The sequence below is a fragment of the Streptomyces sp. NPDC055506 genome, assembly GCF_053643595.1.
In genome coordinates this window covers 19,934-45,413 of sequence record NZ_JBSHKH010000054.1, presented here as the reverse complement: position 1 = coordinate 45,413, position 25,480 = coordinate 19,934, and the positions used below count along the sequence as shown (strand labels likewise).

Below are 25,480 nucleotides of genomic sequence, written 5' to 3'. Positions count from 1 at the left end.
ACGGACGCTGCTTCGCGGAACGCGACCTGGGCCCCGTACCCCTCGGCCAAGATGCTGACGACGGTCCCCTTCCACAGGGCCTCTACCCGATCTTGTGGAGGCACCGGACAGATGACGTCAGGGTTCGCGTGTCCAGGGTGGCGTCTGATCTGACCTGCGCCTACGCGGTTTGTATCCCCCATGCCTTCAGCTTGTATCGCACCGTGATGGACCGTGGTTCTCCGTTCCTACGGGCGCGCCGAGGGCACGACCTCCGACAGACGGGCTTCCGGGCCGCGGGGAACCGCTTCCTCTCCGCCGGCGCGCCGACAACGCACGAGCCGGCCGCGTGTGCCTTCGCTCATGCGTATCCCGGGCCGAGTCAAAGGCTGGTGTCGATCAGGATCTGCTGGGCCTGCTTGAGGTTGCCGGATCGGACCGCTTCGGTCATCGCGGCTCGCGCCGCCTCGGGGGGCGTGTCCGGTGGGACCACGAGCAGGGAGAAGTGGTCCTGGTCCCCTCGGGTCACGAGCGCGGTTTCGTCGCCCACGGAGAAGACGTCGATGTGCACCACACGGTCGTCGACGGTCACCCGCGTCGGTAGTGCGTCCCAGGCCGCGGCGTCCAGGCCGATCCGTGTGATCGGCCCGAGGCGCTCGGTCAGCGCGCTGATCAGGCCGGGCAGTTCGGAGGCGAGACTCCTTGAACGGGGCCACCACGCGCCGTCGAGGATGCTCCGGCGTTCGTGAGTGGTGGTGAGCCGCAGAAGCGCCGTTCCGGGACGCATGGATTCGTGTGCACCGTCCGCCAGCAAACCTGCCGCGGGCGGGGAATCGGGATCGGGCATCGTGCTCACCTGCCTGTTCGGAACCTACTCGCGTCCACGCTACTCCTGGCGGGTCAGGCGCGGTCGCCGAGCACGGCGGTCATGATCGGTTCGGCCGCCTCCTCGGTCGTGTCGGGCGGCACGACCAGCAGGTCCCAGCGGCCGTGGCCGGGGGCGAGCAGGACGACGGTGTCCGGGGCGTGCGCTGCGACCGTCTTCCGCAGTCGTACGACCTGGTTGGCGACGAGCATCCGGCCAGGTGCCGCGGACCAGGCCGCTCCGTTCACCGTGACGCCGGCGATGTGTCCCCAGGCGCGCGGCAGTGCGGCGAGCAGCTGCGGAAGCTCCACCAGGAGGTCGTACGAACGTGGCCACCACACCCCGTCGAGGCGACGCGGCAGCACGCTGTGGGGCGCGAGCCGCAGGCGGAGGAGAGGGCGGATGGACGGTGCGGGCGGTGCCGGTGGCGCTGTGGTGATCATGGCGTTTCCTTCGACAGGTTGTGGAGCGGTGGGTTCGGGTCAGGCCCGGCGGGCGGCGAGCCGGTCCGACGTGGGCCAGCGCACGTCGTGCACCCAGCCGAGCCGTTCGAGGAGTCGGATGACGGCGGCCGAGGGGTCGATCTGGCCCCGGTCGACGCCGTGCCGGGCACTGGTGGGGTCGGCGTGGTGCAGGTTGTGCCAGCTCTCGCCGAAGGAGAGCAGGGCGAGCGGCCACAGGTTGGTGGCGCGGTCGTGGCGGCGGGTACGGAAGGGCCGCTTGCCCAGCACGTGGCACAGGGAGTTGACGCTCCACGTCACGTGATGGAGCAGGGCGATGCGGACGAGCCCTGCCCACAGCGCGGCCGTCAGCGCGTGGACCCAGGTGCCGCCGACTGCCCAGCCGATCCCGAAGGGCAGTGCGAGTGTGAGGACGCACAGGGCCGGGAAGGCACGGGCGACAGCGCGTATGTCGCGGTCGGCCAGCAGGTCGGGGGCGTACCGGTCGGCGGGCGTGGGGTCGTTGCGGAACAGCCAGCCGACGTGGGCGTCCAGCAGACCGCGCAACTGGCCGCGCAGACGGGTGCCGTAGCGGTACGGGGAGTGCGGGTCGCCGGGCCGGTCCGTGAAGGCGTGGTGGCGACGGTGCGTGGCGACCCAGCTGATCACGTCCCCCTGGAAGCTCATCGACCCGGCCACCGCCAGTGCGATACGCACCGGCCGGACCGCCCGGTAGCCGCCGTGGGTCAGGCCGCGGTGGAAGCCGACGGTGACGCCGAGGCCCGTGACCACGTAGAGGACGAGCGCGAGGACGATGTCGGCGGGCCGGATGAGGCTTCCCCACAGCCACCAGCCCGCCGTGCCGAGCGCCAGGAACGGCAGGACGACGATCGCCGCCGTCACCGCCACGTACACGCGCTCGGCACCGCCGCGTGCGGGCGCCGGGCCGTCGGACGGGAAGGGCACCGTTCCGTCGTAAGCCCGAGGCGGGCCCACGGGATCCGGCGGGGCCTCCGCCGGTGAGGGAACGGTCGCGGAAGAATCGAGCGGCATGACGGGGCTCCTCGGCCTCGGTGAGGGGATTCCTCCCGCCGGGCCGAGACGAGAGGCCGGGGGAGGCGCGGCCGGGTGCTCGGCTGCTGTGGTGGCGTGGACGGGCGGCCGTCGGGTGAGGCCACGCTCTCCTGCGCGGCTGGGGGGCGGTGTTCCGGCTGCGCTCTGCGTGCCGGTCGCCTGCGAAACGTGGTGGCCACGACATCCGCGTCGAAGTCGGGCGGCAGAGGCTGCCGTGATGCGGACCCTGTCCGGGCGACGAACCGTCCGGAATCGTGGTGCGCCGGGAGCGAAAGCCGGTCCGTCGCCGGTATGCGTCGTGCCCTCGGTTCCTTCAGCGTACCTGGCGGGAAGCGAGAAGGGGGTCGCGGACCGTAACAGTTGCCGGAGCGGAGAGGGGGGCCCATGCTCGCCTCGGTGCTCCGCCCTCGGCCTCCCACTGCTCCGTCTGCCCCTGATCGCGTACGGCCTCGTTCTTGGCGTGGAGGCGTCGCTCGGCCGCCAGGAGCTCGCTCGCGGTGAGGTGGAGCGCGGGGTCGGCAGCCGCGGCCATGAGCCGTGCGGCCGTGGCGGTCTCGGTCCGGGGTGGGACGACGAGCAGGTCCCAGCGTCCGACGCCGTACGAGAAGAGCCGAATCGTGTGCGGGTCGAAACCGGAGGCGAACCACGCGGCCTTCACCGTGTGCCCGGGCACGGGCAGGTCGCAGGGCGCCGCCGGCCAGGTGTCGCGGTGGGACGCCATGCGCGACACGCGTCCTCGCGTCGCGTCGAACGCCTCGGTGAGTGCGGGCAGTTCGGCCATCAGGTCATCGGTGCGGGGCCACCAGGCGCCGCAGAGAGGGCCGGGCGGGAAGGTCGGCGGGCGCAGGGCGAGCCGGGCAGGGATCGGTGGCGTGCGTACCGGGCGGCTGGGGGCGCGGTCGCCGGTCCTCGGCGGTGGGCCCGTGCCGGTGTGCGGGTTCATGGTCGCGGTTCCTGTCCTCGGGCGGCCGTCCTGCGACTGCCGGTGCTGCTGGGCCGGCGTCAGCCAGGCTCGTCGGTGTGGGCGCGTCGGGCCTGGGTGTGGCTGGTGGCCAGCCAGGGCGACTGGGTGAAGGTCTCTTCGCCGGCCTGCCCGGTGTCGACGGTGAGATGGAGCAGGGTGCCCTGCCCGCCGGGGCCCGCGGGGTAGCTGCGGGGTTCGTCGCAGCGAAGGTTCCGGCGCAGTAGCTGCGCCACTCGTTGGGCGATGTCAGGGCTGGCGGCGATGATGCGGACCTCCGCGAGGTCGCCCATGGGGAGATCACCGTCGGTGGTCTCGTACGCCTGTGGATCTTCGCTTGTGCCGTGACTGGTGCCGATGCCTTGGCTGCGGCTTCGGCGGAGCGGCGCGGGCATGGAAGTGACCTCTGTTCTGTCGGCCATTTCGGCTTCAACGCCCCGCGGCGTTCGGCGTGTTGTGCGTCGTCCGTTCCCGGTGGCGGCGCGGCCGGAAGCGCCCCCGCCCGCCGTCGCGATGGTCGCGACGGTCGAGCGCGGCGGACGGGGTGGAGTGCGATGGGGGCGGCGGGGTGGTGCCGGCGGCTCGGTCGGCGGCGGCTGGGGGGCCGGGAAGGAAGCGGCTGTAGGAACGCAAGGCGATCCTTTCGCTGTGTGCGGAGTTGAGCCGGTGGATCACGTACGCTCCGGCGGCGATGAGCACGAGGAGCGCGGCGATGCCGAGGTCGATGTCCATGGCGGTCACGACCTGACGGTCGGTCGAACGCGAGAAGAGCTTGGGAGAAGCGGGCCCGCAGTCCCTCGGGCGCGTGGTGGTGCATGGGTGCCGGTGGTGCCGTTCGTGCTCGTGGCGCCCGTGGTGAAGAGCTGCAGTACGGCCCTGCGCGGGTCGGGCACCGGCCACGCGTCGGCGGCGGGGAAGGAATCGAGGGCCGGGGCCATCGTGCTGACCTGTCTCCGGAAGCTCCTGCGCTGCGCGAGGCTTCCGGCGAAGTGTCTCGCCGAGGACGAGACCAGCGCGGAAGCCGGTGTGCGACATGCCCTCGGTACCTCCACCGTACTCCTGTGCGCCCCCGGCTGTCGGGAAGCGGACGGAACCGCCGTACCCGCCTCGGTGTTCTCGTGCACCGTCGGTCCCGAAGGGGGGCACGGCCGCGGGAGTACGGTTGAAGACACCGAGGGCGTCGCGCGCCGACTCCGACACCGGTGCCGCTCTCGGCGACCGACGACGCCGGGCCGGGTCCGTCCGTGCCCGAAGCAGGGCTTGCCTCATGACCGTGAACGTGTCGGCTGCGCCGACGACCACAGAACTCCTCGGGCGTCCCGTCGGTTCGCACCCGCCCGCGACGCGGAAGCCCGGCCCGAGGCCGGAACGGGGCTCCTCGCCCCGGGAAGGGCAACGCGTCCGTCCGCTGACCCGGCGTCAGATCGAGGACCATCTGCAGGAACTGGGTGATCTGTACGCGGAGACGTCCGGCGGCGGCCCCTGGGCGTGGAACCAAGCCCGCAGCGCCTTCCTGCGGCGGCTCGCGGCCGACGCACGGCGACCGGGATTCGAGCTGCTGATCGCGGAGACCACCGCGCTGACCGGTTGCGCCTACGGTTTCCCCGTAGGCGGCGACGGCCCCTGGTGGGAGGGCTTCGACGGATACCTTCCGGGGCGGCTGCTCCGGCTTGCCGCCTCCGGACGCCTCTTCGTGATCTCCGGGATCCACGTTCCCTCCCGGGTACGCAGGCAGAACCAGGACCGTGCCTGGAACCTCGCCCGGCGCCTGCAGAAACGGCTGCTCACCGACCACGGTGCCGCCGTCGCCGTCACGCTGGTGAAGCGCTCCGACCACAGGACCGTCGAGGCGCTGCGGTCCTGGGGATGGCGGTACATCGAAGGCGACACACCTCGGACGGCCCCGCTCGGCCCGTTCCGCGTCCTGGTCCTCGACACCTGAGCCCCCGGACCCCGCCCCACCGCGGTCACCGCCTTCAGGGCGACGGCAGACGCAGGGCGAGGAGGGCCACGTCGTCGGTGCTGCCGGGCGGCATGCGGGCGGGCAGTTGGTCGCACAACGTGTCCAGCGGTTTGTGGGCGAGAGCGAGGGCGTGGCGGCGCAGACGGGCGAGGCCGGTGTCCAGGTCGCTGCCGGGGATCTCGATCAGGCCGTCGGTGTAGAGCAGGAGAGTGGAACCCGGTGGAAGGGACCGCGCGGCGCTCGGCCGGCTGCCGCCGGTGCCCGGAGGGACACCGAGGACGACTCCCTGTCCCGCTTCGAGGTACTGCGCCTGTCCGTCCCGGGTCAGCAGCAGAGGCGGCGGGTGCCCCGCGCTGGTCCACCGCAGCGTCCAGGGACCGGTGTGCGGGTTGCCTTCGAGCAGGGCGAGGACGAGGGTGGCCATGGGGACGGTGGTGATGGCGGGCATGGCGTCGTCGAGGCGGTCGACGACGGCACCGGGCGGGCCGGTGTGGTCCCAGGCCAGCGAGCGCAGGATGCCGTGCAGTTGCGCCATTCCGGCCGCCGCGGTCAGGTCGTGGCCCACGACGTCGCCGATGACCAGCGCGAGCGTGCCGTCCTTCCGCTCGAACGCGTCGTACCAGTCGCCGCCCACCTGGGAGCCGGCCGGGGCGGGCTGGTAGCGGGCGGCCAGCCGCAGGCTGCCGGGCTGAGGCGGCGGGGCGAGCAGGTTGCGCTGCATGGCCTCGGCGACGGCGCGCTGGCGGCCGAACCGCCGTGCGTTGTCGATGACCAGGCCGACCCGGCGGCCGATGTCGCTCACGACGTCCAGGTCGTCGCTGTCGAAGGGGAGCTCCGGGTCCGTGCGCACCACTGTCAGGGCGCCGGTGATCTGCCGTCGGGGGCCGAGCGGCACCGTGATGGCCGACGTCGAGCCCACCGTCCGCAGGAAGTCGTCGTGGACGGCGGCCAGGAGAGAGGCGGGCGGTGCGGCCGGATCCGCCTCCTGCTGCAGTACGGGATCAGCGCCGTTGAGCACCTGGACGAGCGGTGAGTGATCTCCCTCCCCCGCCTCGGTAAGACGCTGGTGCCCGCCCTCCAGTCCGGCCTCCCGGCCCGCGGGACCGGTCACCGCCACCCGGTGGACCTGCCCGGAACCGACCAGGAGATCCACCGCCGCCCAGTCGGCGAGGCGGGGAACCAGCAGGCGGCCCAGCCGGACGAGGGCCTCATCGGTCTCCAGGGTCTGGCCGAGTACGTCGGTGATCTCCGCGACCAGCGTCAGCCGCTCGGTGAGGTCCTCCAGAGCACGGGTGTAGGCCGCACGCTCCCGACGCGCGCTGCGCTCGCCGGCGGTGTCGGTGAACAGCACGGCCATGCCGATGAAGGCGCCGTCGTCCGTCACGGGAGAAGCGGACCAGGAGATCGCGATCAGGCGACCGTCACCGCGCAGACAGACCTCGCCCTCCTCGCGTGCCTCGGACCTCTCGGCCACGGCCCGCAGCAGCGGGCACTGCTCCCGGGGGATCCTGCCGCCGTGCGCATCCCGGTGCAGCAGGTCGTGTGCGTCCTCCCCGCGCATCGCCGGGGCGGCGCGGCCGAGCAGCCGCTCGGCCGCCGGATTGACCGCGAGGATCCTTCCGGCGGGATCCACCACAACCAGAGCCGTGCCCAGTTGCCCGACGACCAGCTGCCAGAATCCCTTCTCGGCCGCCGGCCGGCTCCCCTCGTCTCCCGCACCCTTCACCATGCCACCCCCTCCGTCAGGGAAACCCTCGCCGAAGCCCGCGGGCGCATCGGGGGACCGACACACCAGTGGATCGATATTCCCCCGACTCGACACGGATCAGCTCGGCGACGTCGCGTGGCCATGTCGTTCCCCCGGCGCGAGACGCTGCGACCACCCTGCTGCGGCACGGGCTAAGGCTGCTTGAACAACTCCCCTCCGTGAAAGCGGCTTCGGCTTGCGCGGGTGACGGGTGACGGGTGACGGGTGACGGGAATCGAACTCGCCCTTCAGCTTGGGAAGTGCCGGCGCTGGGCAGGCGCAGGGGAACTCGCCCGGAATCGTTGCCTCAGGGACGACGGTCCCGGGGAGGAACGCATGGGAGCGTTCCTCCGTTGTCCGCACGGTCCGCCGGGCCTGTTCGAGGAGTACGCTGGATTTACCGAGGATATTTCGAACACCGGCTTCCAGGCTCGTGTCGTTTTCGGCGATTCAATATTCCGGGCCGGCCCTGGTCGGCCCGGGGCAGGGTTCGCGTCATGATGGCGACCATTTCCCACCCGCCGACGACCGAAGCCGATGACCGGCTCTCCTCGCTCTCTCCGCGTCTGTCGCTCGCTCCCATCGGCTCCGCGCCGGCTCTGCTGGACGGCGCCTGGTGGCCCCGCTCCCGCGATCTCGAGGCGGAACTCCCGTCCCTGACCGCCGTACTGGAACCGCTGTGGGGGCGGATCACCCGGGTCACGGTGAATCCCACGCAGTGGCCGGTCATCCCACGCAAGGTGCCCGTCGCCGGGCGCGTGGTGCACGTGGGCTGGTTCCGGGACGAGCAGGACCCGCATGAACTGCTGTTGCTCTCCTACCACGTGGGCCGTTGGAACCTCTTGGTCGTCCCGCCGCAGACGGCTCCCGACTCAGCCGCCTGGCTGATGGCCGCCGCGAGCGACCCGCGCGGTACGTCGAGCGCGAGCCGGTTGATGGAGGAGGCGGCGCGCCTGCGGACGCTGCGCGACGCCGACCGGGCCGTGGAAGCGGTCTGGGACTCCGAAGGAGGGCACGGGTCCCGCGACGCGGCCGCACCTCCACGGGTGCCGGCCATGACCGGCAGGGTGCCGCAGCAACCGATGGGGAGGTGAGGATGGTGGAGACCTTCGTGACCGTGGCCGTGATCGTGGGACTCATCGTGGTCGGGGCGTTCCTCATCCGCCTGCTGAACTCGCAGCACGGCGACCGTATGGCCGGCGTCCATTACGGCCGCACCGGGATGCCTGTCGCGGGACCGGCTCCGTCGGCTCGGCGAGGGGCCCGCGGCAGGGCGACGACGAGCGGCACCCGCCGCCCCGACCGGCCCGGGCGCGGCGCACGCGGGCGCCCCCCGCGCCCGTGAAGGAGCGAGCCCCGCCCTTCCGGCAGGCCCGCCGGGCCCGTCACCCGACGGGCGGAACTGACCGCACCGACAGCACAACCCGCAATCCGGGGCCCCGGCCGCAGCCGCGCACACGACAGGCCGGGGCCCACCCGCGTCCGGTGTCCGCAGGCCGGGGCAGCCAACCCTCCAGGACACGATGCCCGTCGGGCGCGGACCGTCCGGCCGGCTCGTCGCGCATCCCCGGACGGCGGTCCACCACGATGCCCGCCGCCCCGGGTTTGTCCGGCGGCATCTCGTGGGCACGGTCCAGCAGCACACCCAGCAGCCGTTCGCCGAACCCCTCCGACCGGTCCACCCCGACCCTGTCCGGTCGCCGCCCACCTCCGTCATCGCTCCTCGCTTCCTTCGTCCCGAGGCGACGGCGAGCCGATCGGGCGATGGGCGGCATGTCGTCCCAAGCGCCCTCGCAGCGTCGGCAGTGTGTGCAGGAGCGCCGCTGCGCGTGATCACGGGCCGCGTCGTACACCGGCATCAACGCCATCTGCTCTGACGGGTGTTCATGGATGTAGTGGGCGAGTTCCTTGATGATCTGGTCGTCCCTGACGCTCACGGCGCCCCCAGCCTCTTGCGCTCGGTGTAGATCCACAGCAGCCGCCGCGTGAGGAGGGCAACGTCCCGGAGGTAGAGGAACGCGCCGAAGGAGGGAGTTCCCTCAGCCGGCCTCTTGCTGGGGTCGATCAGGGTGTAGCCCTTGCGTGCAACCGAGTCAGCCTGCAGTGCCCTCAACTGTCGAGCCGCCAGTGTCCCCTCGTCGGTGAGGAGGACCTGGGAGTCACGGCCGGACAAGTCCCGGGAGACCTGGACGAGCCCCTGCTGCTCCAGCTGTAGCGAGCCGGCGGGGCTCACGCGGGCGGTGAGGAACGGCCATCCCCTCGCTGGGCCTAGCGGTGGACACGTCGGCGTGCGCACCGCTGCGAACTGCGGTTTTGCATAGGTGACTTGCCCATCATTTGCTCATACTGTGACCCAGGTCACCGAAAATGCGTCTCATTATCTGAGACGATCGGGCGCTCTGACGATTTGACCTGCGCCCGGGCGCTCCTGAAGGGGAGATCGACCTGGACTTAGGGCACACGGAGGGCATGGCACCCTCGAATTGGACTAGACAACAAACAAACCCCAGGCCACTGACCTGGGGTTTCATCATGGAGCGGGTGACGAGAATCGAACTCGCGCTCTCAGCTTGGGAAGCTGATGTTCTACCATTAAACTACACCCGCGTAAGACGCCGACGGAGTCGGTGTGCGAACGTTCGCCACTTTACCCCATGTCAGGCCCCGGGTGTTGATGCCTCGGGGCCTGAGGGCGTTTCAGGGGCGGGATGCGGCTGCGGGTCACCGGAGTTGGGGCGTACGGTGGGGGCGTGGGCGAGGGTCCGGGCGGGACCGGAGCGCCGCCTCGAAGGCCGTTCCTTTGATCCCGTACTGTGGCTTTTGTCGTCAGGCAAGCACCAGCCAGACGCGGCTCTTGGGGAAGGGACTCTTGGACTTGATGGAGCGCACCGTCGTCCGTTGTGCCGATGGGCACGTGTTCACCACCGCTTCGTTCCCGATGCAGCAGGCCGAGCGACTCGGCCCCGGTCGGCTGCTCCGGTGCCCGCGGTGTACGCGGCTCCGGAGCGTCGTACCCGTCAGCCACCAGAAGCGGTAGCGAGCGGAGCGGTCGGCGGCGAGCGGTAGCGAACAGCGGACAAAGGCATAGCCAAAGGGCATAAGGCGCGCGGAGTCGTCCGGTTGTGGGCGCTCCGCGCGCCTTGCGTATCCTCGGGGCGTGCTTCTCTCAGACAAGGACATCCGGGCCGAGATCGACGCCGGACGAGTGCGTATCGATCCGTTTGACGACGCGATGGTGCAGCCCTCGAGCATCGATGTGCGGCTGGACCGCTACTTCCGGGTGTTCGAGAACCACCGGTACCCCCACATCGACCCCTCCGTCGAGCAGACCGATCTGACCCGGCTCGTGGAGCCGGAGGGGGACGAGCCGTTCATCCTGCACCCGGGGGAGTTCGTCCTCGCCAGCACGTACGAGGTCATCACGCTGCCCGACGATCTCGCCTCCCGGCTGGAGGGCAAGAGTTCGCTGGGACGGCTGGGACTGGTGACGCACTCCACCGCCGGGTTCATCGACCCCGGGTTCAGCGGGCACGTCACCCTGGAGCTGTCCAACCTCGCCACCCTGCCCATCAAGCTCTGGCCGGGGATGAAGATCGGGCAGCTGTGCATGTTCAAGCTCAGCTCCCCCGCCGACTTCCCGTACGGGAGCGAGCGGTACGGGTCGCGGTACCAGGGGCAGCGGGGGCCGACCGCCTCCCGGTCCTTCCTCAACTTCCATCGGACCCAGGTATGAGCGACCCCAAGATGAGGGAGAACCTCTCCTACGAGCAGTTCGGCGTCGCCGTGCGCGAGCTCGCACAGGTCATCGCCGACGACGGGTACGAGCCTGACGTCGTGCTCAGCATCGCCCGCGGCGGTGTCTTCGTGGCCGGCGGGCTCGCCTATGCCCTCGACTGCAAGAACATCCACCTCGTGAACGTGGAGTTCTATACGGGCGTGGGGACCACCCTCGAGATGCCCGTCATGCTCGCCCCCGTCCCCAACGTGATCGACTTCTCCGAGAAGAAGGTCCTGATCACCGACGACGTCGCCGACACCGGCAAGACGCTCAAGCTGGTCCGCGACTTCTGCCTCGACACCGTCGCCGAGGTGCGCAGCGCCGTGGTCTACGAGAAGTCCCAGTCACTGGTGAAGTGCGAGTACGTGTGGAAGCGCACCGATGAGTGGATCAACTTCCCGTGGAGTGTTGAACCGCCTGTCGTGCGGCGCGCCGGGCAGGTCCTCGACGCCTGACAGACAGCAAGAAACAGACAGCAAGAAGGGGCTCCTCCGGGAGCCCCTTTCTCGTACGCGCGGAACCTCAGACCGTGCCCAGCTTCACGATCGACAGCAGGGCGATCAGCTGGATCGCCGACGCGCCGAGCGCCTTCGGCCAGGGCAGGTCGTGGGAGCGGCTGACCATGAGGGTCAGCAGTGCGCCGCCCGCGATCCAGGTGGCCCAGCCCACGAGCTGTACGAACGTCGCGTCGCCGCCGGCGAACATCGCGAGGACCAGACGGGGCGCGTCCGTGAGGGACATGATCAGCATGGACAGGCCGACCGTGGGCTGCCAGGCGCCGTCACCGCCGAGCTGGCGGGCCAGGGTGTGGGTGACCACGCCCAGGATGAACGCGCTGAGCGCCATCGCGACGGCCGTCGTCAGGACGATCGGGACCGCGTTCGACAGTGTTGCGTTTATCGCATCCTTGCGGGCGCCGTCGAAGCCGAAGACCGCGAGCAGGCCGTAGAGGAGCGTCACGATGAGGGCCGGGCCCCACATCGAGTAGTCGCGCATCTGGAGGAAGGTCTGCTTGGGGGAGAGGATGATCCCCCGGAGCAGAGCCTTCCAGTGCAGGCGCGGGCCGACCGGGCCGGGCGGCGGGGCCGCGGCGCCGGCGCGGTAGGTGTCGCCCTGGTTGTAGGGGTCCTCGCCGACCGAGAAGGCCTGGGTGTGGCCCGGGTTGTTCGCCGCGTACGGGTCCGGCGGGCCCTGCGGGCCGGGCGGGTACGCGCCGTCGCCGAAGTACTCCGGCTCGCCCTGGCCGCCGTAGCCGCCGCCGGGCCCGGCGTTCGCCTGCGGCCAGGTGGGGCCGCCGCCGTTGCCGTACGGCTGCTGCTGCGGGTACGGCTGAGGCGCCGGCGGGTAACCGTACGACGGTCCCTGCGGCGTCTGCTGCCCGTGCGGGGGGTTATGCGGTCGCGTCTGAGGAGCGCCGTTGTTCCGGCCGCGTCCGATCCTGAATCCAGCCACGTCTTCGAACGTACCTGGTCCCGGGCGGTGGCGTGCCGGGCCCGGGCTTCCGGGCCCGGCTTTGCGGCCGAGCTGTGACATCCCTTAGGGGTAAGGCCCTTGGGGAGCCGATGGGTTGTCAGGGTTCGGCCGTACGGGCCGCGCCGGGGCCCCACATCCATGCCGGGGCCCCACATCCATGCCGGGGCCCCACATCCATGCCGGGGCCCCGCACCGCGGGGTCAGCGCAGCATGTCCTGGCCCAGCCTCAGGTAGTCCGTCGTCGACATGCCCAGGGAGCCGGGGCCGAAGCTGATCGCGTTCTTCGTGATCACGCCCGAGGCCGAGCCGCGCAGGCTGTAGAGGGAGCCGGAGGGGTGGTTCTCGCCGTCGGAGCCCACGGACAGGTCCGCCTTGCCGTCGCCGGTGAGGTCGGACAGGCGTACGGAGGCGCCGAAGCGGTCGGCGGACTCGGCCGTGCCGGGCACGCCCTGCGTGTTCTGGGTGAACGACTGGGCGCCGGTGCCGGTCAGACCGGCGGCCGAGCCGCGCAGGACGATCACGCTCCCGGCGATCTTCGCGGCGTCGATGGTCTCGTGGAGCACGCCGACGGCCACTTCCGCGTAGCCGTCGCCGTCGACGTCGGCGACCGAGAGGTCGTTGCCGAACGCGTCCCCCTCCTCGTCCGCGCCGGGGACACCCGGGGTGTCCTGGTTGATCACCGCCTGGGGCTGGGTGCGGACGCCGTTCGCACTGCCGAGCCAGGAGCTGACGGAGCCGCCGAGGCTCTTGCCGTCGGTGCTCGGGGCCGCCGTGACCACGTCGTCGTAGCCGTCGCCGTTGAGATCGCCGACGGCCGCGACGTCCCAGGCGTCGCTCTTGAGGAACGTCTGGTAGGTGAGGCCGGAGCCGGAACCGAGGTAGATCATGGTGCCGTCGTCGTACGTCGACGCCTCGCTGCCCGTGATGACCAGGTCGTCGGTGCCGTCGCCGTTGAGGTCACCGGAGGTGAGGTTCAGGGCGCCGGTGAGGCCGCTGCCGGTCTCGAGGCCGGTGGCGAGTTCGCGGTGGGTGCCCGAGCCGGAGGCCTTGGAGACGCCCTCGTGGATCCAGATGTCGCTGCCGGTGCTGCCCACGGCGAGGTCGGCCAGGCCGTCCCCGCTGAAGTCGCCGACGGCGAGGGACACGCCGTACTCGTCGTGGGCCGCCACGGCCGGGTCGGGGACGCCGCGGCCCCCGGACAGGCCGCTCTTGCCGCCCCAGACGACGGTGACGGAGCCGCCGTCGGCATCGGAGCCGACGTCCTCGCCGGTGCTGCCGATCACCAGGTCGGCGTATCCGTCACTGTTCAGGTCGCCGGAGGTGAGTGCCTTGCCGAAGCGGTCGCCCTGCTCGGCGGTGCCGGGGATGCCGGCCGTGTCCTGGGTGAGGACGGTGCGGCGGGCGGCGCTGATGCCGTTCGCCGAGCCGTAGGTGATGACGACGGCGCCCGCGTCCCTCTTGCCGCCGACCGGGGTGTAGGGCGCGGCCGCGGCGAGGTCGCGGTAGCCGTCGCCGTTGAAGTCGTCGGCGTACTTGGCGGGGGCCGCGGAGGCTGGGGCGGTGAGGAACACGGGGGTGAGGCCCGTCGCCAGCAGGGTGGCGACAAGGGCGGTCGTGGTGGATCTGCGCACGCTGTCTCCCTGGCCGGTCAGCCGATGAGGTTGGCGCCGAACGCGCCGTACGAACGGACCTGGCCGAGGCTGCCGGGGCCGAAGGTGCGGGCTCCGTCGGTGACGGGGCCGGTGGCGGAGCCGCGCAGGGCCGTGATGGCGCCGATGCCCTCGTCCTCGAAACCGGCGGTGATGGTGAACTCGGCGTGGCCGTCCTTGGTGACGTCGGCCAGCAGGGTCTCCGAGCCGAAGTAGTCCGTGGCCTCGGCGGTGCCCGGGACGCCGGCGGTGTTCTGGGTGACGGTGCGGGCGCCGGTGCGCGAGACACCGGTGGCCGAGCCGTTCATGAGGATCGCGGCGCCGGCGTCCTCGGTGGTGCCGAGGTCCTCGAAGCTGACGCCGATGGCGAGGTCGCCGTAGCCGTCGCCGTTGGTGTCGCCGATGGAGACGGAGCTGCCGAAGTTGTCGCGCTCCTCGTCGGCGCCGGGGACGCCCGCGGAGTCCTGGGTGAGCTCGGCCATGGGCGCGTCGCCGTTGACGGGGCCGCCCTTGGAGCCACGGATGACGACGACCTTGCCGCCGAGGCTGCCGGTGTGATCGCTTCCCTTACCGAAGACGTTGCCGAGGGCGATCTCGTCGTAGCCGTCGCCGTCGATGTCGCCGAAGGCCAGGGAGGTGCCGCCGTTCAGGGGGCGGGGGGCCGAGGTGTCCGGGCCGGTGGGGGAGCCGAGGTAGGCGACGCCCTTGGACCAGCTGGTCGACTCGCCCTCGTTCATGGTGACCCGGTAGGTGAGGACCAGTTCCGACCTGCCGTCGGCGTTGGTGTCGCCCGCGCCCATGGTGTCGACGATCCACGCCGGCTCGGGGGTGGAGATCTTCTGCGTGGGGCCCGTGGTGCCGGTGGTGGTGAAGGGGCCGCGGACGACGTAGACGTCGTCGGTGTCGGTGCCGACCGCCAGGTCCGCCTTGCCGTCGCCGTCGAAGTCGCCCGCGGTCAGCAGGTTGCCCCAGTTGTTGTGGGCGGAGACGGCCGGGTCCTTGACCGTCGTGCCGTTCTTCAGGCCGCTCGCCGAGCCCCACAGGATGGTGACGGAGCCGCCGTCGCCGTCGGTGCCGTCGTCGTCGCCGGGCGCGCCGACCGCGAGGTCGGTGTAGCCGTCGCCGTTGAGGTCGGCTGTGGCCAGCTCGCTGCCGAAGGTGTCCTCGGTGCCGGCGGCACCGGGCACACCGGCGGTGTTCTGGCTGACGACGGTGCGCTTGGCCGGGTCGAGGCCGGTGGCGCCGCCGTGGACGACGGCGACGTAGCCGGCCTCGCCCTTGCCGTCGACCTTGGCGTACGCGGCGGAGAAGGCGACGTCCCCGTAGCCGTCGCCGTTGAAGTCGGCGGTCGGGCCGGTGGCGGGGGCGGCGGTGGCCGTCGTCGCGGGCAGGGCGGTGAGCAGGCCGGTGGTCAGGGCCGTCGCCAGGAGGAGGGTGCGTTTGCGCATCGAAGTCCCCGGTTTCGTATGGAGCGTTCGGTTTGGTGTTCGGTGTGGAGCGGTGGTCAGGAGCTGAGGGCCGTGCCGTAGCCCGGCGCCCCGGCCGTCGAGATGCCCGTCGTGCCCGGGCCGAAGCTCGTCGAGCCGGTGGCCGTGAGGCCGGTCGCCGTGCCCCGCAGGGACCAGACCGCGCCGTCGCCGTTCTCGCCCGGCGCGGAGACGGACAGGTCGGCGCGGCGGTCGCCGGTGTGGTCGGTGAGCGTGACGCGCTCGCCGAAACGGTCGCCCTTCTCGGAACCGCCGGGCACGCCCGCGGAGTTCTGGCTGTACGACGTCGCGCCCTTGGTGGTCAGGCCGGACGCCGAGCCGTACAGCACGGTGACGGCACCGGCGGCGGAGTTCTCGCCCGCGGTGCCCACAGCCAGGTCGGCGTAGCCGTCGCCGTTGATGTCGCCGAGCGAGACGCCGCTGCCGAAGCGGTCGCCCTTCTCCGAGGCGCCGGGCACACCGGCGGTGTCCTGGGTGAGGACGAGCGGGGCGCGGCCGGTGTCCCGGCCGTCCGGTCCGCCGTAGACGACCGTGACCTTGCCGCCGAGGGCGCCCGCCGGGTCGGCGGAGGTCTCGCGGTCGTTGCCGACGGCGATGTCGGCGTAGCCGTCCTTGTCGATGTCCGCCACGGCGGAGACGTAGCCGGCGGGCAGGTTCTGCAGCCAGTCGGCGTAGTTGCTGATCTCCATGTCGGCCAGGGCGGTGACGGCGTCGTCGGTGCCTGCGGAGCGGCCGTGCAGGATCACCCGGGGGTGGCCGTCGCCGGTGACGTTGCCGGAGGACAGGTGGGTGATGCCGTACGACGTGGACCACATGTCTTTGCCCGAGCCCGAACCGCCGTTGTGCGCGCCGGCCTTGGTGATCGGGCCGGCGACCAGGGAGAGGGTGGTCGGCCCCGTGGAGCCGACCGCCACGTCGAGGTCGCCGTCGTTGTCGAAGTCGCCCGCGGCGAGGGTCTGCCCGTAGCGGTCGTAGTCGGTGCTGAAGAAGCTGAACAGTGAACGGGCGCCGGACAGGCCGGACTTCGAGCCCCAGACGATGGTGGCGGTGCCGTCGTTGGTGTCGTAGCCGTCCTCGCCGGGCGTGCCGATCAGCAGGTCGGCGTAGCCGTCGGTGTCGAGGTCCGCCGAGGCGAGGGCGGAGCCGAAGGCGTCGTCGGCCTCGGCGGCGCCCGGCATCCCGGCGGTGTCCTGGGTGAGGAGGGTGCGCGTGGAGGTCTTCGGCCCGCTCGTGCTGCCGTAGACGACGGACACGGCGCCCGCCTTCGCCTTCCCGGCGACCGTGGCGCCCGGGGCGCCGATCGCGAGGTCGGTGCGGCCGTCGCCGTTGAAGTCGTAGGGGGCGGCGGGCGTGACGGCGTGCGCGGCGGGGGCGGAGAGGGTGAGGGCGAGCGGGGTCAGGGCCGCGGCGATGACGGCGGTGGTGATACGGGTGCGCATGGGTGTACGTGCCTCACAGGGGAGTCGGCGGGGCGTCACTGGGCCACGGTCAAGCCGAGGTTGACGCTGCCCTTGAGGGAGACGGCGGTGGTCGTGATGCCCTGCGCGCCGCTCGTGGTCAGACCGGTGGCGGAGCCGCGCAGGGTCCACAGGCCGCCCGTGGAGTTCTCGCCGTACACGCCGACGACCAGGTCCGCCTTGCCGTCCTTCGTCACGTCGGTCAGGCCGACCGCCGAACCGAAGCGGTCCGAGGACTCGGCGGCGCCGGGCACTCCGGCGGTGTCCTGGGTGTACGACTTCACGCCGGTGGTCTTCAGACCGGAGGCGGAGCCGAACAGCACGGTCACCGAGCCCGCGTCCTTCGCCGAGCCGATGTCCTCGCCCGGGGCGGAGACCACGACGTCGGCGAACCCGTCGCCGTTGATGTCGCCGGTGCCCACCGCGCTGCCGAAGCCGTCCTCGGCCTCGCCGGCGCCGGGCACGCCCGCGGTGTCCTGGTGGACGACGGCCGGCTGCTGCGCCGGGTCGGGGCCGTTCGGTCCGCCGTACCAGACGGTGATCTGGCCGCCCTTGTGCCCGCCGGGCTTGAGGTCGTACGGGTCCGCGTGGTCCCCGAGGACGAGGTCGCCGTAGCCGTCTCGGTTGATGTCGCCGATGGAACCGGGGTAGCCGTCGGCGTTCGGCAGATCGGCCATCTTGTACGTCGTGCCGGTCCAGCGGAAGTAGTCGATCTGGCCGCCGGTGTCGCCGTCCACGTTGAACGGGTAGACGCGCTCGGCCGCTCCGTCGCCGGTCATGTCACCCGCGAACACCTCGAACGTCGTGCCGACCTCGCCGACGCGGAGGTTGTTCAGCGGGCCGCCGGTGCGGGTGAAGGGCCCGTGGTAGATACGGGTGTGGCTCTGGCCGGTGAGCGTGACGTCCGTGTCGCCGTCGCCGTCGAAGTCGCCGGTCGCGATGCCCCGGGAGAAGTTCCCGTACTCGGCGAGCGTCGACGGCTGCGGCAGGCCCTTGCCGCTGGTCAGGCCCGACTTGCTGCCCCACAGGACGGTGCCGGAGCCGACACTGTCCCGGTCGCCGACGCTCTCGTTGGCGGCGCCGACGACGAGGTCGGAGTAGCCGTCCCGGTCCAGGTCGCCGGTGGCCAGCGCGGAGCCGAACAGGTCGCCCGACTCGGCGGTGCCGGGCACCCCCGCGGAGTTCTGGGTGATGACGGCCCTGCGGGCGGCCGAGACACCGGACGCCGAGCCGTACAGCACGACGACGGCGCCGGCGCAGGATGCCGAGCCGACGTCGGCGCACGCGGCGCCGGCCGCGACGTCCCGGTATCCGTCGCCGTTGAAGTCCCCGGCGAGGCCGGAGGGGGCGGCGGTGGCCGGGGTGCTGGAGAGGAGGCCGGTGGTGAGGGCGGCGGCCAGGAGGAGAGTGCGGGTGCGCAAGGCGGGGCTCCGGGTGGGGAGGGGTGGGGCCGGGCCGGACCTGAAAGCAGGGCCGTTCCGTTCCCGGTGAGGAGGAGGACGGGGGCGTGCGGCGGGTCAGGCGGTGTGGGCGGAGCCTCGGGACGTCGTGGTCGCCCTGGACGGGGACGCGGCCCTGCGGGTCGTCGCGCTGTGGGTCGTCGCCGGGCCGGAGATCGCCCGGCCGGGGGGCGCGGGCATGAGTGACCCGCCCGTCGGCGCGGCCGGGGCGTGGGCCGTCGCGAGGGCGGGGCGCGGGTGCGGACGCCGCTGGGGGCGTCGCCTGTGCTGGTCCATGCGGGAGTCTCCTGCGGCACGCGGGATGCCTGGCGGGCATCCACCGTCGATGAAGTGCCGGGGCCGTCCGTGTTCGCCGGGAGTTGTACGGGCGTTCACGGGTGGTCGGCGATCAGAAGACCTGTGCAGGGACGTAAGGGTTGTACGTGAGTTCGGTTAATTCGGCTACTTCTTGAGGCGGAGGCGCCGGGGCGCGGGCCGGTGGGCGTCGAGGGCGTCGGTTGTGACGGTGGCTCGCATCATGGCGAGACCTGTCGTCGCAAATGTCACGGCCAGAATCACCCAGCCCAGCGGGCCTCCGCCCACGACCCCGATGACCACCACCACGGGGCCGAGGATCTGCGCCCCCGTCGGGCCGAGGCTGAACACGCCCAGGTACGTGTTGCGGCGGTCCTCGGGGCTCAGCGCGTAGCTGATCTCCCAGCCGCCGGCGGACTGCCAGACCTCGCCCAGGGTGAGGGAGATCATCGCGGTGGTGAGGACGACAGCCGCGGCCACCGGACCGAAGGCCGGGGCGAGGGCGAACTGGAGGGCTCCGGCCGCGAGCGCCAGGCCGCCGAACAGGCTGCGGCGCGCGGCCCGCGACAGCGTGACGGCCCCGCGTGCCGCCCATGGCTGGAGGGTGACGGCGAGGATCGTGTTCACCGCGATCAGCACCGGGATGCCGGCGGCCGGCAGCTTGGTGTGCTGGGACACCCACAGCGGCACTCCCACAGCGAGCACGGTGGTGTGCAGGGAGAGCAGGCCGTTGAGAGCGGTCAGGGAGAGATAGCGGCGTTCGCCCGCCAGTGATCGCAGCAGCGTCCACGGGCGGAGGTGAGGCGCGGCGCCGTCCGCCGGCCGCCCACCGGGCAGCCGCAGCGCCCACAGCAGCAGGCCGGAGGCGAGGAACGTCGCGGCGTCGCCGAGGATGATCGCCCGGTACGACCACGGGGAGTCCGCCGTGACGGCGAGGGACGTCAGCAGCGCGCCCGCGGTCAGGCCGGCGTTGCGGGTGCTGCGGATCCAGGCCATCGTCCGCACGCGCCGCTCGTCACCGACAGCCTGCCCCACGACGGTCTGGAGCACGGGCTGGGCCACCCGGTCGCCCAGCGCGATGAAAGCCACGACAACCATGAACTGGACGAAGCCGCCGACGAACGCGTACGCGACGAAGCCGGCCAGCCGCCAGAACTGGAGTATGACCAGCAGCCGCCCGGCGCCGATCCGGTCCCCGATCATGCTCACCGGAACGGTGGTCAGGAAGCCGATCAGTCCGGCGACGGTGAGACCGAACGTGACCTGGGCGTTCGACAGGTCCACCACACGGGTGAGATAGAGCACCGACCCCGCGAGGAACAGCCCGTTGCCCATCGAGTCGATGAACGACGACGCGATCAGGCCCCGCGTGATCCGCTCCGGCCGCTTGGTCTTCCCGGTCACCCGCCCACCACGAAACCGACGGCCCGGTGAGCCGCCTCCGCCCGCGCCACGGCCTCCTCCACGTCGTCCCCCGACGCGAGGACGTACCCCTGGCGGCTGCCGGACCCTTCGAGCCGGCCCAGCCTCTGCCCTTCGGACGCGGCGACCCGCACGGTCACGACGCCGGGCAGGGCGCGGGCCGCGTCCACGTCCCCGAGACCCCGGACGACGGTGTTCTCGTACGAGAAGAAGCGGATCGCCGCTGCCCGGGCACGGGCGGGCACCCGGGCGGTGCCCTCCGCGCCGAGCATCGCCGCGGCCGTCGCCGCCGCCAGCGGTACGCCCGTCACCAGTTCCACCATCTGCCAGATCTGGTCGCCTCCGAAGCGTGTCTGCGTCTCGATGAGGACCGGGGCGCCGTCCTCACGGATCCTGAACTCGGTGTGCGCGGGCCCCCACCGGTGGCCCAGCGCGTCGAGCAGGGCGGTGACGGTCGAGGCCACTTTTTCCTGAACCGTGGGCGTCAGCCGGGCGGGCAGTTGGTGACCGGTCTCGACGAAGGCGGGCGGCCCGGTGGTGATCTTCTCCGTGACCGCCAGAACCTCGTGCTTGCCGTCGAGCGTGAGCGTCTCGACGCTCACCTCCGGCCCGGCGACGTACTCCTCGGCGATGACGGCGCCGCCGCCCGCCGACGCCGTCTCCCAGGCTGTGGCGAGCTCGTGCGGCCCGTGGGCCAGACAGACCCCGCGGCTGCCGGACCCGTCCGCCGGCTTGAGGATCACGGGAGAGTCCAGCCGGGCCTGGAAGGCGGTGGCCTCCTCGAGCGAGGCGCAGGCCCGGTACGCGACGCTCGGCAGACCCTGCTCGTCCAGCAACGCGCGGGTGCGCAGCTTGTCGCGGCTGTCGCGGACGGCGGACAGCGGGTTGTGCACGAGCGAGAGCCGCTCGCCGATGCGCGCGGCGGTCAGCAGATGCGACTCCGCGAAGGACAGCACCGCGTCGAAGGGGGCCGTGCCGTGCTCGTGCAGAAAGACCGCCGTGGCCTCGGCGAGGCCGGAGTCGAGCCGGTCGTGGACGACGAGGGTGTCCGCCCGTTCGGTCTGCAACGGCGTGAGATCGGCGCGTGCCTGCACGAGCGTGATGCGGACGCCGAGTCGGGCGAGGGACGCGAAGCCGGAGTCCTTCCCGCCGACGACCAGCAGATGAGGGCGGTCCCGGGCGGGGTCGGCACGGACCGCCACCAGGTCGTCCATGTGCCACACCGCTTCCATGTCCCGTACGAGGGACTCCGCCGTGTCGGCGACGAGCTCGGCTGACACGACCTGCCAGTGCCCTTGTGCCGCGGTGCCGACGAGTTTGCCGGGGGAGTGATAGACGCTGTGGCCCCGGTAGGACGCCAGCCCGGTGAGCCGCTGCGGTTCGTGCAGCCCGTCGAAGACGCCGGTCGCGCGGGGGAAAGGCGTCACGATGCCGAACGGTTTGCTGAACCGCTCGGCCAGATCCGGCTGTTCGCCGCGCAGGACGGCGGCGTAGGCGGCCATGAAGGACACCCCGTGTGCCTGGTGGAGCACCCGCGCCCGATGGCCGCCGGGCCGGATGCCCGCCTCCAGCAGCCGCGGGCCCTTGGGCGTCAGGATGAACTCCACATGGGCCGCGCACAGCCGCAGCTCCAGGGCACGGGCCGCCGCCACGGCCAGTTCCGCCATCCGCTGCCGCGCCGGGCCGGGTGCGCGGCTGGGCGCGTAGCGCGCGAAGTGGTGGAAGTCGTCGCCGCCGAGGTCGGCACCGGTGAGCACGTCCACCACGGGGCTCGGCCACGGCACCCCGTCGCGGTCGACGACGAGGTCGACCGAGTGGTTGCTGCCCGCGAGGAACTCCTCCGCCTGAAGCTGCGTGAACCGTTGCGGCAGGCCCTTGGCCCGCACATGGTCGGCGACGCCGTCCCGGACCTGCGCGAAGGCCGCTGCCACGGCCTGAGGCCCGGCCACGGTGACCACGAACAGGCTGGAGTAGAGGGATGCCGGCTTGAGGACGACCGGCCAGCCGTGTTCCTCGCCGAACTCCCGCAGGTCGGCGGCCGAGGCGACGGCACGGAACCGCCCGGTGCTGTCGGGACCGATCCGCTCCTGGAACAGCTGCCGCATCAGATGCTTGGAGCGCAGCGCCGCCACATCTTCGGGGGCGACGGAGGGCAGGGAGAGCAGCCGGCACAGCCTGGCGTAGTGCTCGACGTAGGCCTCGCGCAGGTTGAGCACGCTCACCGACCCGTCGCGCGGGAGCCGGGAGGCCAGCTCCTCGACGCCCTCGGCCGGGTCCCAGGGGAGCACCGTGTCGAAGGCGTCGTCCCGGGCGCTCCAGCCGTTCGAGGAGATGTCCCGGATCAGGCCGACCCGGGCTCCCGTCTCATACAGCGGTTCGAACTCGCCGTAACGGGCGTTGCCCAGGAAGAGCACCAAGGGCTGCGCGCGCTGACTCAACTGACGACCTCCACACCGTCGAACCCGAAGTGCACCCGGCCGAACTCCTCGGCCAGTGCCCTGACCCGGGCGGACGTAGCCTCCCGTACGGCTCCGCCCCGCCCGGCGGACATCGCCACCTCGGCCATGAGATCGGCGATGCGCCACATCTCCGGCCTGCGCATACCGCGCCGGGTGACCTCCTGGACCCCCAGCCGCAGCCGCACCTCGCCGGCTACCGGACGGGCGTTGAGCAGCAGCCCCGAGCCGACGAGGGCAGCGGCCAGCTCGTATCCCGCCTGCCGCCCGTGCCCGTTCACGAGGAGGACATGGCTGCGGCTGGCGGCCCGCGCGCCCGCGAGCCGGTGCACACGGAAGCCGCACTCGCCGAGCGCCTCGGCCAGCGCCGCCTGGTTGTCGAGCATCCGGGCGACGTACGCGGGGGCGTGGACGTCCATCTCCAGCGCCGTCACATAGTTGGCGAGCGTCGCACCGGTCGCCTGCGAGGACACCATCGACTCGCCCAGACGATCGGAGAACCGGCGCCCGGTCTCGGCGTCCGCGAACGCGATCACACCCTTGTGCGCGCCCGGGAAGCTCTTGTGCGTGTTGCCCTGGACGATGTCGCAGCCTTCCCCCAGCGGGTCCTGGAAGGCCCCGCCCGCGATCAGGCCGAGGGTGTGCGAGGCGTCGTAGACGAGGACGGTCTCGCCGCCCAGGACGGTGCGCAGGGCCCGGACCGGGATCGGTGCGAGCGGCACCCCGTGGTCGAGGAACACCATGGCCGCCGTCCCGGCCGCCCGGGTGACGGCGAGGCGGGCGAGGTCCACGGTGCCGGCCGCGGCGTCCCAGGGCAGATAGGCGCTGCGCCGGCCGAGCGCCTCCAGCAGCGGACGGGTGGCGAAGTGGCCGCCGTCGGCCGGCGCGATGGACAGCACCAGATCACCCGGCCGGGTGAGCAGGGCGATCGTGCAGGTCGTGGCATGCAGCCCGGACAGTGGCCGGAAGTCGGTCCAGGAGGCGCCCAGCATCCGCTCCATCGCCGCGGCGGCGGCCCGCTCCAGCCCGTCCACCTCCGGGTAGCCGACGGACAGCAGCCCGGCGCGGAGCATCGCCGTACCCGGGCCCCGCTCGTGCTCCCGGCCGATCAGGTAGCGGTCGGCCAGCGGCCCGGCGAGCAGGGCACGGGCCGTGCGGGACAGCACGTTCTCGAAGGCGGCGAGGTTGACCGCTTCGCCGACGCGACGGGCGTCCGCCGCGACCCCGGCCAGCAGCGCGGACGGCCGCTGGTCCGCGGCGCCGCGGACGGTATCCGAGGCGACGGCGTCGACGACTGCCGGGCGGGTCATCAGGCTCCGGCCTCGGACCCGGCGGCCTCCCAGCGGGCGCGGAAGTCCAGCGCGCGGCTCAGGTAGTCCTCGGGCCGGTAGCCGCGCGCGAACTCCTCGACCACGGCGGCACCGCCGTAGCCGAACGAGCCGAGTACCTCCAGCGAGCCCCACAGGTCGAAGTCGCCCTCGCCGATGGGCAGGTGGGTGTGGTCGAAGCCCTTGATGTCGGAGATGTGGGCCGTCTGGACGTACGGCGCGACCGCCTCCAGGGCCTCCTTGTAGTCGCCCCGCGGCAGATGCACCGTCGCCAGGTGCGGGACGTCGAGCGTCAGCGCTGTTCCGGTGCTCTCGCACAGGGCGATGTGCTCCTCGGGTTCGAAGACCACGTAGCGGGGACGGCTGGCGCCCATGTTCTCCACACACAGCAGGATGCCGGTACGGCTCAGCAGCGGCTGGAGCCGGTCCAGCGAGGAGCGCAGCACGTCCAGGAGGACCGGATTGCTGCGTTTGGACTGGTAGCCGGGGTGATACGTCACCCGCGTGACGCCGAGGTCGGCCGCGAGGTGCACGGCGCGACGCAACAGATTGATGGACTCGGACCGTTCGTCCTCGTCGGGGGAGCAGAGGTCGGTGTGCGGGCCGTACCAGGCGGCGTGCACCGACAGGTCGAGCCCGTGGGTCTCGATGACCTGCCGCATGCCGTCGACGATCTTCTCGTACTCCGTGGCGGTCGCGCCGAGGAGCACCTCCTGCGCCTCTTCCGCGATCTCGAACTCGAGGTCGGTGAAGTGACCGGCGAGGAACTCCAGATGCTCGACGATCTCTGCCGGGTTGTCCCAGATATTGGTGGAGAAACCGATGCGGGGGCGGGTCACGGCCGGGGTCTGCGGTGCTTCCTGGATCGCGGTCACAGCGGTCGCCTTTCATCACGGGCGGGAAGGGGCGATGGTGCGTTGCGGGGCCGGGGGCGGATCAACGCCCGGGCCCGGGGAAGAAGTCGACGAGGAGCATGTCGCGCACTCCCGCGCGGGTGCCCGGTGCCGGGGTCACAGGCGTGACGCCGTGCAGGACCCGCCGGTCGTCGAGCAGGATCGTCTCGAAGGGTTGCGTCAGTACGGCGTGGTGGACCGGCCGGCGGTGGAGGTCGTACAGACACGACTCGGCGCCGCTGACGTTCTCGCGCCGGATCAGGACCTGACCGACGTAGTGATGGCCGTCCTGGTGGATGCCCTCCGGCGCCGGGTCGCCTGCCGTTTCGGCCGTGGCGGTGACCCGGATCTGGTGGACACCACAGGTGTCGATCCCTTCGGCGTCGCCGGGCAGCCGCTCGTGCAGAGCGGTCACGATCGCGTGCAGGGCGGGCCCCGCGGCCACGGAGTCCTCCAGCGGGGCGAACATGCGGTTGATGCCGCCGTTCACCGGGTTCAGCCGTTCCTCCTGGAAGAAGGCGGTGTGCGGGAGCTGCTCCCACTCGCCCGGCCCCAGACGGAAGGTGCCGTAGCGGCGGAACCGGTACGGCACGTCGGCCGGCAGGTGCTCATCGGCGGGAAGGTCGTTCCACGACTCGGTGAACTCCTTCACGGCGCTCTCGGGCGCCGTCTCGAGCGCCCCTGTCAGCACGCCGGGGTCGAAGTGGACGAAGGGCGGCGCGGATTCGGACAGGTCGGACGGACGGTTCACCGG

24 protein-coding genes and 1 tRNA gene are annotated in these 25,480 nt (G+C 72.0%); 5 read left to right on the top strand and 20 right to left on the bottom strand.

What is annotated here, in order from left to right; genetic code table 11:
- Positions 1 to 361: 361 nt before the first annotated feature.
- The 6 genes from ACWIF2_RS21460 to ACWIF2_RS21435 form a co-directional block, all read right to left on the bottom strand.
- Positions 362 to 826, bottom strand: a complete 465-nt coding sequence (locus tag ACWIF2_RS21460) for a DUF5994 family protein (protein ID WP_454362227.1) — start codon at positions 824 to 826, stop codon at positions 362 to 364.
- Between the two features lie 53 nt (positions 827 to 879).
- Positions 880 to 1,287: a DUF5994 family protein gene (locus ACWIF2_RS21455; protein WP_454362225.1), complete on the bottom strand. Its 408-nt coding sequence runs from the start codon at positions 1,285 to 1,287 to the stop codon at positions 880 to 882.
- A 39-nt stretch (positions 1,288 to 1,326) separates the two neighbouring features.
- Positions 1,327 to 2,337, bottom strand: a complete 1,011-nt coding sequence (locus ACWIF2_RS21450; RefSeq protein WP_454362223.1) for an acyl-CoA desaturase — start codon at positions 2,335 to 2,337, stop codon at positions 1,327 to 1,329.
- 334 nt (positions 2,338 to 2,671) lie between these two features.
- A complete protein-coding gene (locus ACWIF2_RS21445; RefSeq protein ID WP_454362222.1) occupies positions 2,672 to 3,301 on the bottom strand; it encodes a DUF5994 family protein in 630 nt (209 codons plus the stop codon).
- Positions 3,302 to 3,360: 59 nt separating this feature from the next.
- Positions 3,361 to 3,714: a hypothetical protein gene (locus tag ACWIF2_RS21440; RefSeq protein WP_454362220.1), complete on the bottom strand. Its 354-nt coding sequence runs from the start codon at positions 3,712 to 3,714 to the stop codon at positions 3,361 to 3,363.
- Positions 3,715 to 3,748: 34 nt separating this feature from the next.
- On the bottom strand, positions 3,749 to 4,051 hold the full coding sequence (locus tag ACWIF2_RS21435; RefSeq protein WP_454362240.1) for a hypothetical protein: 303 nt from the start codon (positions 4,049 to 4,051) through the stop codon (positions 3,749 to 3,751).
- Positions 4,052 to 4,586: 535 nt separating this feature from the next.
- Between ACWIF2_RS21435 and ACWIF2_RS21430 the strand changes: the two genes are divergently transcribed.
- A complete protein-coding gene (locus ACWIF2_RS21430) occupies positions 4,587 to 5,261 on the top strand; it encodes a hypothetical protein (RefSeq protein ID WP_454362218.1) in 675 nt (224 codons plus the stop codon).
- A gap of 34 nt (positions 5,262 to 5,295) precedes the next feature.
- Here the strand turns inward: ACWIF2_RS21430 and ACWIF2_RS21425 are convergent, their stop codons facing one another.
- On the bottom strand, positions 5,296 to 7,011 hold the full coding sequence (locus tag ACWIF2_RS21425) for a SpoIIE family protein phosphatase (protein ID WP_454362217.1): 1,716 nt from the start codon (positions 7,009 to 7,011) through the stop codon (positions 5,296 to 5,298).
- Between the two features lie 515 nt (positions 7,012 to 7,526).
- On the opposite strand from ACWIF2_RS21425, the gene ACWIF2_RS21420 reads away from it, so the two are divergent.
- Together ACWIF2_RS21420 and ACWIF2_RS21415 are read left to right on the top strand one after the other, a co-directional pair.
- Positions 7,527 to 8,123, top strand: coding sequence for a DUF5994 family protein (locus tag ACWIF2_RS21420; RefSeq protein WP_454362216.1), 597 nt, complete (start codon positions 7,527 to 7,529; stop codon positions 8,121 to 8,123).
- Between the two features lie 2 nt (positions 8,124 to 8,125).
- Positions 8,126 to 8,374 (top strand): hypothetical protein, encoded by a 249-nt coding sequence (locus tag ACWIF2_RS21415; RefSeq protein ID WP_454362215.1) that lies wholly within the window; start codon positions 8,126 to 8,128, stop codon positions 8,372 to 8,374.
- Positions 8,375 to 8,962: 588 nt separating this feature from the next.
- Here ACWIF2_RS21415 and ACWIF2_RS21410 read toward each other — a convergent pair.
- Entirely contained in the window at positions 8,963 to 9,262 is a 300-nt protein-coding gene (locus ACWIF2_RS21410) for a hypothetical protein (RefSeq protein WP_454362214.1), read from the bottom strand.
- A gap of 300 nt (positions 9,263 to 9,562) precedes the next feature.
- A tRNA-Gly gene (locus ACWIF2_RS21405) sits at positions 9,563 to 9,636 on the bottom strand.
- 550 nt (positions 9,637 to 10,186) lie between these two features.
- On the opposite strand from ACWIF2_RS21405, the gene dcd reads away from it, so the two are divergent.
- Together dcd and ACWIF2_RS21395 are read left to right on the top strand one after the other, a co-directional pair.
- On the top strand, positions 10,187 to 10,762 hold the full coding sequence (gene dcd / locus ACWIF2_RS21400) for a dCTP deaminase (protein ID WP_454362213.1): 576 nt from the start codon (positions 10,187 to 10,189) through the stop codon (positions 10,760 to 10,762).
- An 11-nt stretch (positions 10,763 to 10,773) separates the two neighbouring features.
- Positions 10,774 to 11,262 carry a phosphoribosyltransferase gene (locus tag ACWIF2_RS21395; protein WP_454362238.1) on the top strand — a complete coding sequence of 163 codons (489 nt, stop codon included), beginning with the start codon at positions 10,774 to 10,776 and terminating at the stop codon, positions 11,260 to 11,262.
- A 67-nt stretch (positions 11,263 to 11,329) separates the two neighbouring features.
- Here the strand turns inward: ACWIF2_RS21395 and ACWIF2_RS21390 are convergent, their stop codons facing one another.
- The 11 genes from ACWIF2_RS21390 to ACWIF2_RS21340 form a co-directional block, all read right to left on the bottom strand.
- Entirely contained in the window at positions 11,330 to 12,340 is a 1,011-nt protein-coding gene (locus tag ACWIF2_RS21390; RefSeq protein ID WP_454362212.1) for a Yip1 family protein, read from the bottom strand.
- A 140-nt stretch (positions 12,341 to 12,480) separates the two neighbouring features.
- Positions 12,481 to 13,911 (bottom strand): VCBS repeat-containing protein, encoded by a 1,431-nt coding sequence (locus ACWIF2_RS21385; RefSeq protein ID WP_454362210.1) that lies wholly within the window; start codon positions 13,909 to 13,911, stop codon positions 12,481 to 12,483.
- 17 nt (positions 13,912 to 13,928) lie between these two features.
- Complete coding sequence (locus tag ACWIF2_RS21380) at positions 13,929 to 15,377, bottom strand: FG-GAP and VCBS repeat-containing protein (protein ID WP_454362209.1); 1,449 nt, start codon at positions 15,375 to 15,377, stop codon at positions 13,929 to 13,931.
- A gap of 56 nt (positions 15,378 to 15,433) precedes the next feature.
- Complete coding sequence (locus tag ACWIF2_RS21375) at positions 15,434 to 16,855, bottom strand: hypothetical protein (protein WP_454362207.1); 1,422 nt, start codon at positions 16,853 to 16,855, stop codon at positions 15,434 to 15,436.
- A 35-nt stretch (positions 16,856 to 16,890) separates the two neighbouring features.
- A complete protein-coding gene (locus ACWIF2_RS21370; protein ID WP_454362206.1) occupies positions 16,891 to 18,294 on the bottom strand; it encodes an FG-GAP repeat protein in 1,404 nt (467 codons plus the stop codon).
- 96 nt (positions 18,295 to 18,390) lie between these two features.
- The gene (locus tag ACWIF2_RS21365; protein ID WP_454362204.1) at positions 18,391 to 18,609 is read right to left on the bottom strand and encodes a hypothetical protein; all 219 of its coding nucleotides are present in this window, start codon (positions 18,607 to 18,609) and stop codon (positions 18,391 to 18,393) included.
- Between the two features lie 165 nt (positions 18,610 to 18,774).
- Positions 18,775 to 20,031 carry an MFS transporter gene (locus ACWIF2_RS21360; RefSeq protein WP_454362202.1) on the bottom strand — a complete coding sequence of 419 codons (1,257 nt, stop codon included), beginning with the start codon at positions 20,029 to 20,031 and terminating at the stop codon, positions 18,775 to 18,777.
- Positions 20,028 to 22,487 (bottom strand): ATP-grasp domain-containing protein, encoded by a 2,460-nt coding sequence (locus ACWIF2_RS21355; RefSeq protein WP_454362200.1) that lies wholly within the window; start codon positions 22,485 to 22,487, stop codon positions 20,028 to 20,030. The genes ACWIF2_RS21360 and ACWIF2_RS21355 overlap by 4 nt, the downstream gene beginning before the upstream one ends.
- Complete coding sequence (locus ACWIF2_RS21350) at positions 22,484 to 23,815, bottom strand: hypothetical protein (RefSeq protein WP_454362198.1); 1,332 nt, start codon at positions 23,813 to 23,815, stop codon at positions 22,484 to 22,486. The genes ACWIF2_RS21355 and ACWIF2_RS21350 overlap by 4 nt, the downstream gene beginning before the upstream one ends.
- A complete protein-coding gene (locus ACWIF2_RS21345) occupies positions 23,815 to 24,708 on the bottom strand; it encodes a sugar phosphate isomerase/epimerase family protein (RefSeq protein ID WP_454362196.1) in 894 nt (297 codons plus the stop codon). The genes ACWIF2_RS21350 and ACWIF2_RS21345 overlap by 1 nt, the downstream gene beginning before the upstream one ends.
- A 61-nt stretch (positions 24,709 to 24,769) precedes the next feature.
- Positions 24,770 to 25,477, bottom strand: a complete 708-nt coding sequence (locus ACWIF2_RS21340) for a 2OG-Fe dioxygenase family protein (protein WP_454362194.1) — start codon at positions 25,475 to 25,477, stop codon at positions 24,770 to 24,772.
- Positions 25,478 to 25,480 lie beyond the last annotated feature (3 nt).

Excerpts from the sequence above, each read along its gene's own strand:
- ACWIF2_RS21460 (WP_454362227.1), bottom strand. The coding sequence starts at position 826 with ATGCCCGATCCCGATTCCCCGCCCGCGGCAGGTTTGCTGGCGGACGGT.
- ACWIF2_RS21455 (WP_454362225.1), bottom strand. The coding sequence starts at position 1,287 with ATGATCACCACAGCGCCACCGGCACCGCCCGCACCGTCCATCCGCCCT.
- ACWIF2_RS21450 (WP_454362223.1), bottom strand. The coding sequence starts at position 2,337 with ATGCCGCTCGATTCTTCCGCGACCGTTCCCTCACCGGCGGAGGCCCCG.
- ACWIF2_RS21445 (WP_454362222.1), bottom strand. The coding sequence starts at position 3,301 with ATGAACCCGCACACCGGCACGGGCCCACCGCCGAGGACCGGCGACCGC.
- ACWIF2_RS21440 (WP_454362220.1), bottom strand. The coding sequence starts at position 3,714 with ATGCCCGCGCCGCTCCGCCGAAGCCGCAGCCAAGGCATCGGCACCAGT.
- ACWIF2_RS21435 (WP_454362240.1), bottom strand. The coding sequence starts at position 4,051 with ATGGACATCGACCTCGGCATCGCCGCGCTCCTCGTGCTCATCGCCGCC.
- ACWIF2_RS21430 (WP_454362218.1), top strand. The coding sequence starts at position 4,587 with ATGACCGTGAACGTGTCGGCTGCGCCGACGACCACAGAACTCCTCGGG.
- ACWIF2_RS21425 (WP_454362217.1), bottom strand. The coding sequence starts at position 7,011 with ATGGTGAAGGGTGCGGGAGACGAGGGGAGCCGGCCGGCGGCCGAGAAG.
- ACWIF2_RS21420 (WP_454362216.1), top strand. The coding sequence starts at position 7,527 with ATGATGGCGACCATTTCCCACCCGCCGACGACCGAAGCCGATGACCGG.
- ACWIF2_RS21415 (WP_454362215.1), top strand. The coding sequence starts at position 8,126 with ATGGTGGAGACCTTCGTGACCGTGGCCGTGATCGTGGGACTCATCGTG.
- ACWIF2_RS21395 (WP_454362238.1), top strand. The coding sequence starts at position 10,774 with ATGAGGGAGAACCTCTCCTACGAGCAGTTCGGCGTCGCCGTGCGCGAG.
- ACWIF2_RS21390 (WP_454362212.1), bottom strand. The coding sequence starts at position 12,340 with ATGTCACAGCTCGGCCGCAAAGCCGGGCCCGGAAGCCCGGGCCCGGCA.
- ACWIF2_RS21380 (WP_454362209.1), bottom strand. The coding sequence starts at position 15,377 with ATGCGCAAACGCACCCTCCTCCTGGCGACGGCCCTGACCACCGGCCTG.
- ACWIF2_RS21375 (WP_454362207.1), bottom strand. The coding sequence starts at position 16,855 with ATGCGCACCCGTATCACCACCGCCGTCATCGCCGCGGCCCTGACCCCG.
- ACWIF2_RS21365 (WP_454362204.1), bottom strand. The coding sequence starts at position 18,609 with ATGGACCAGCACAGGCGACGCCCCCAGCGGCGTCCGCACCCGCGCCCC.
- ACWIF2_RS21350 (WP_454362198.1), bottom strand. The coding sequence starts at position 23,815 with ATGACCCGCCCGGCAGTCGTCGACGCCGTCGCCTCGGATACCGTCCGC.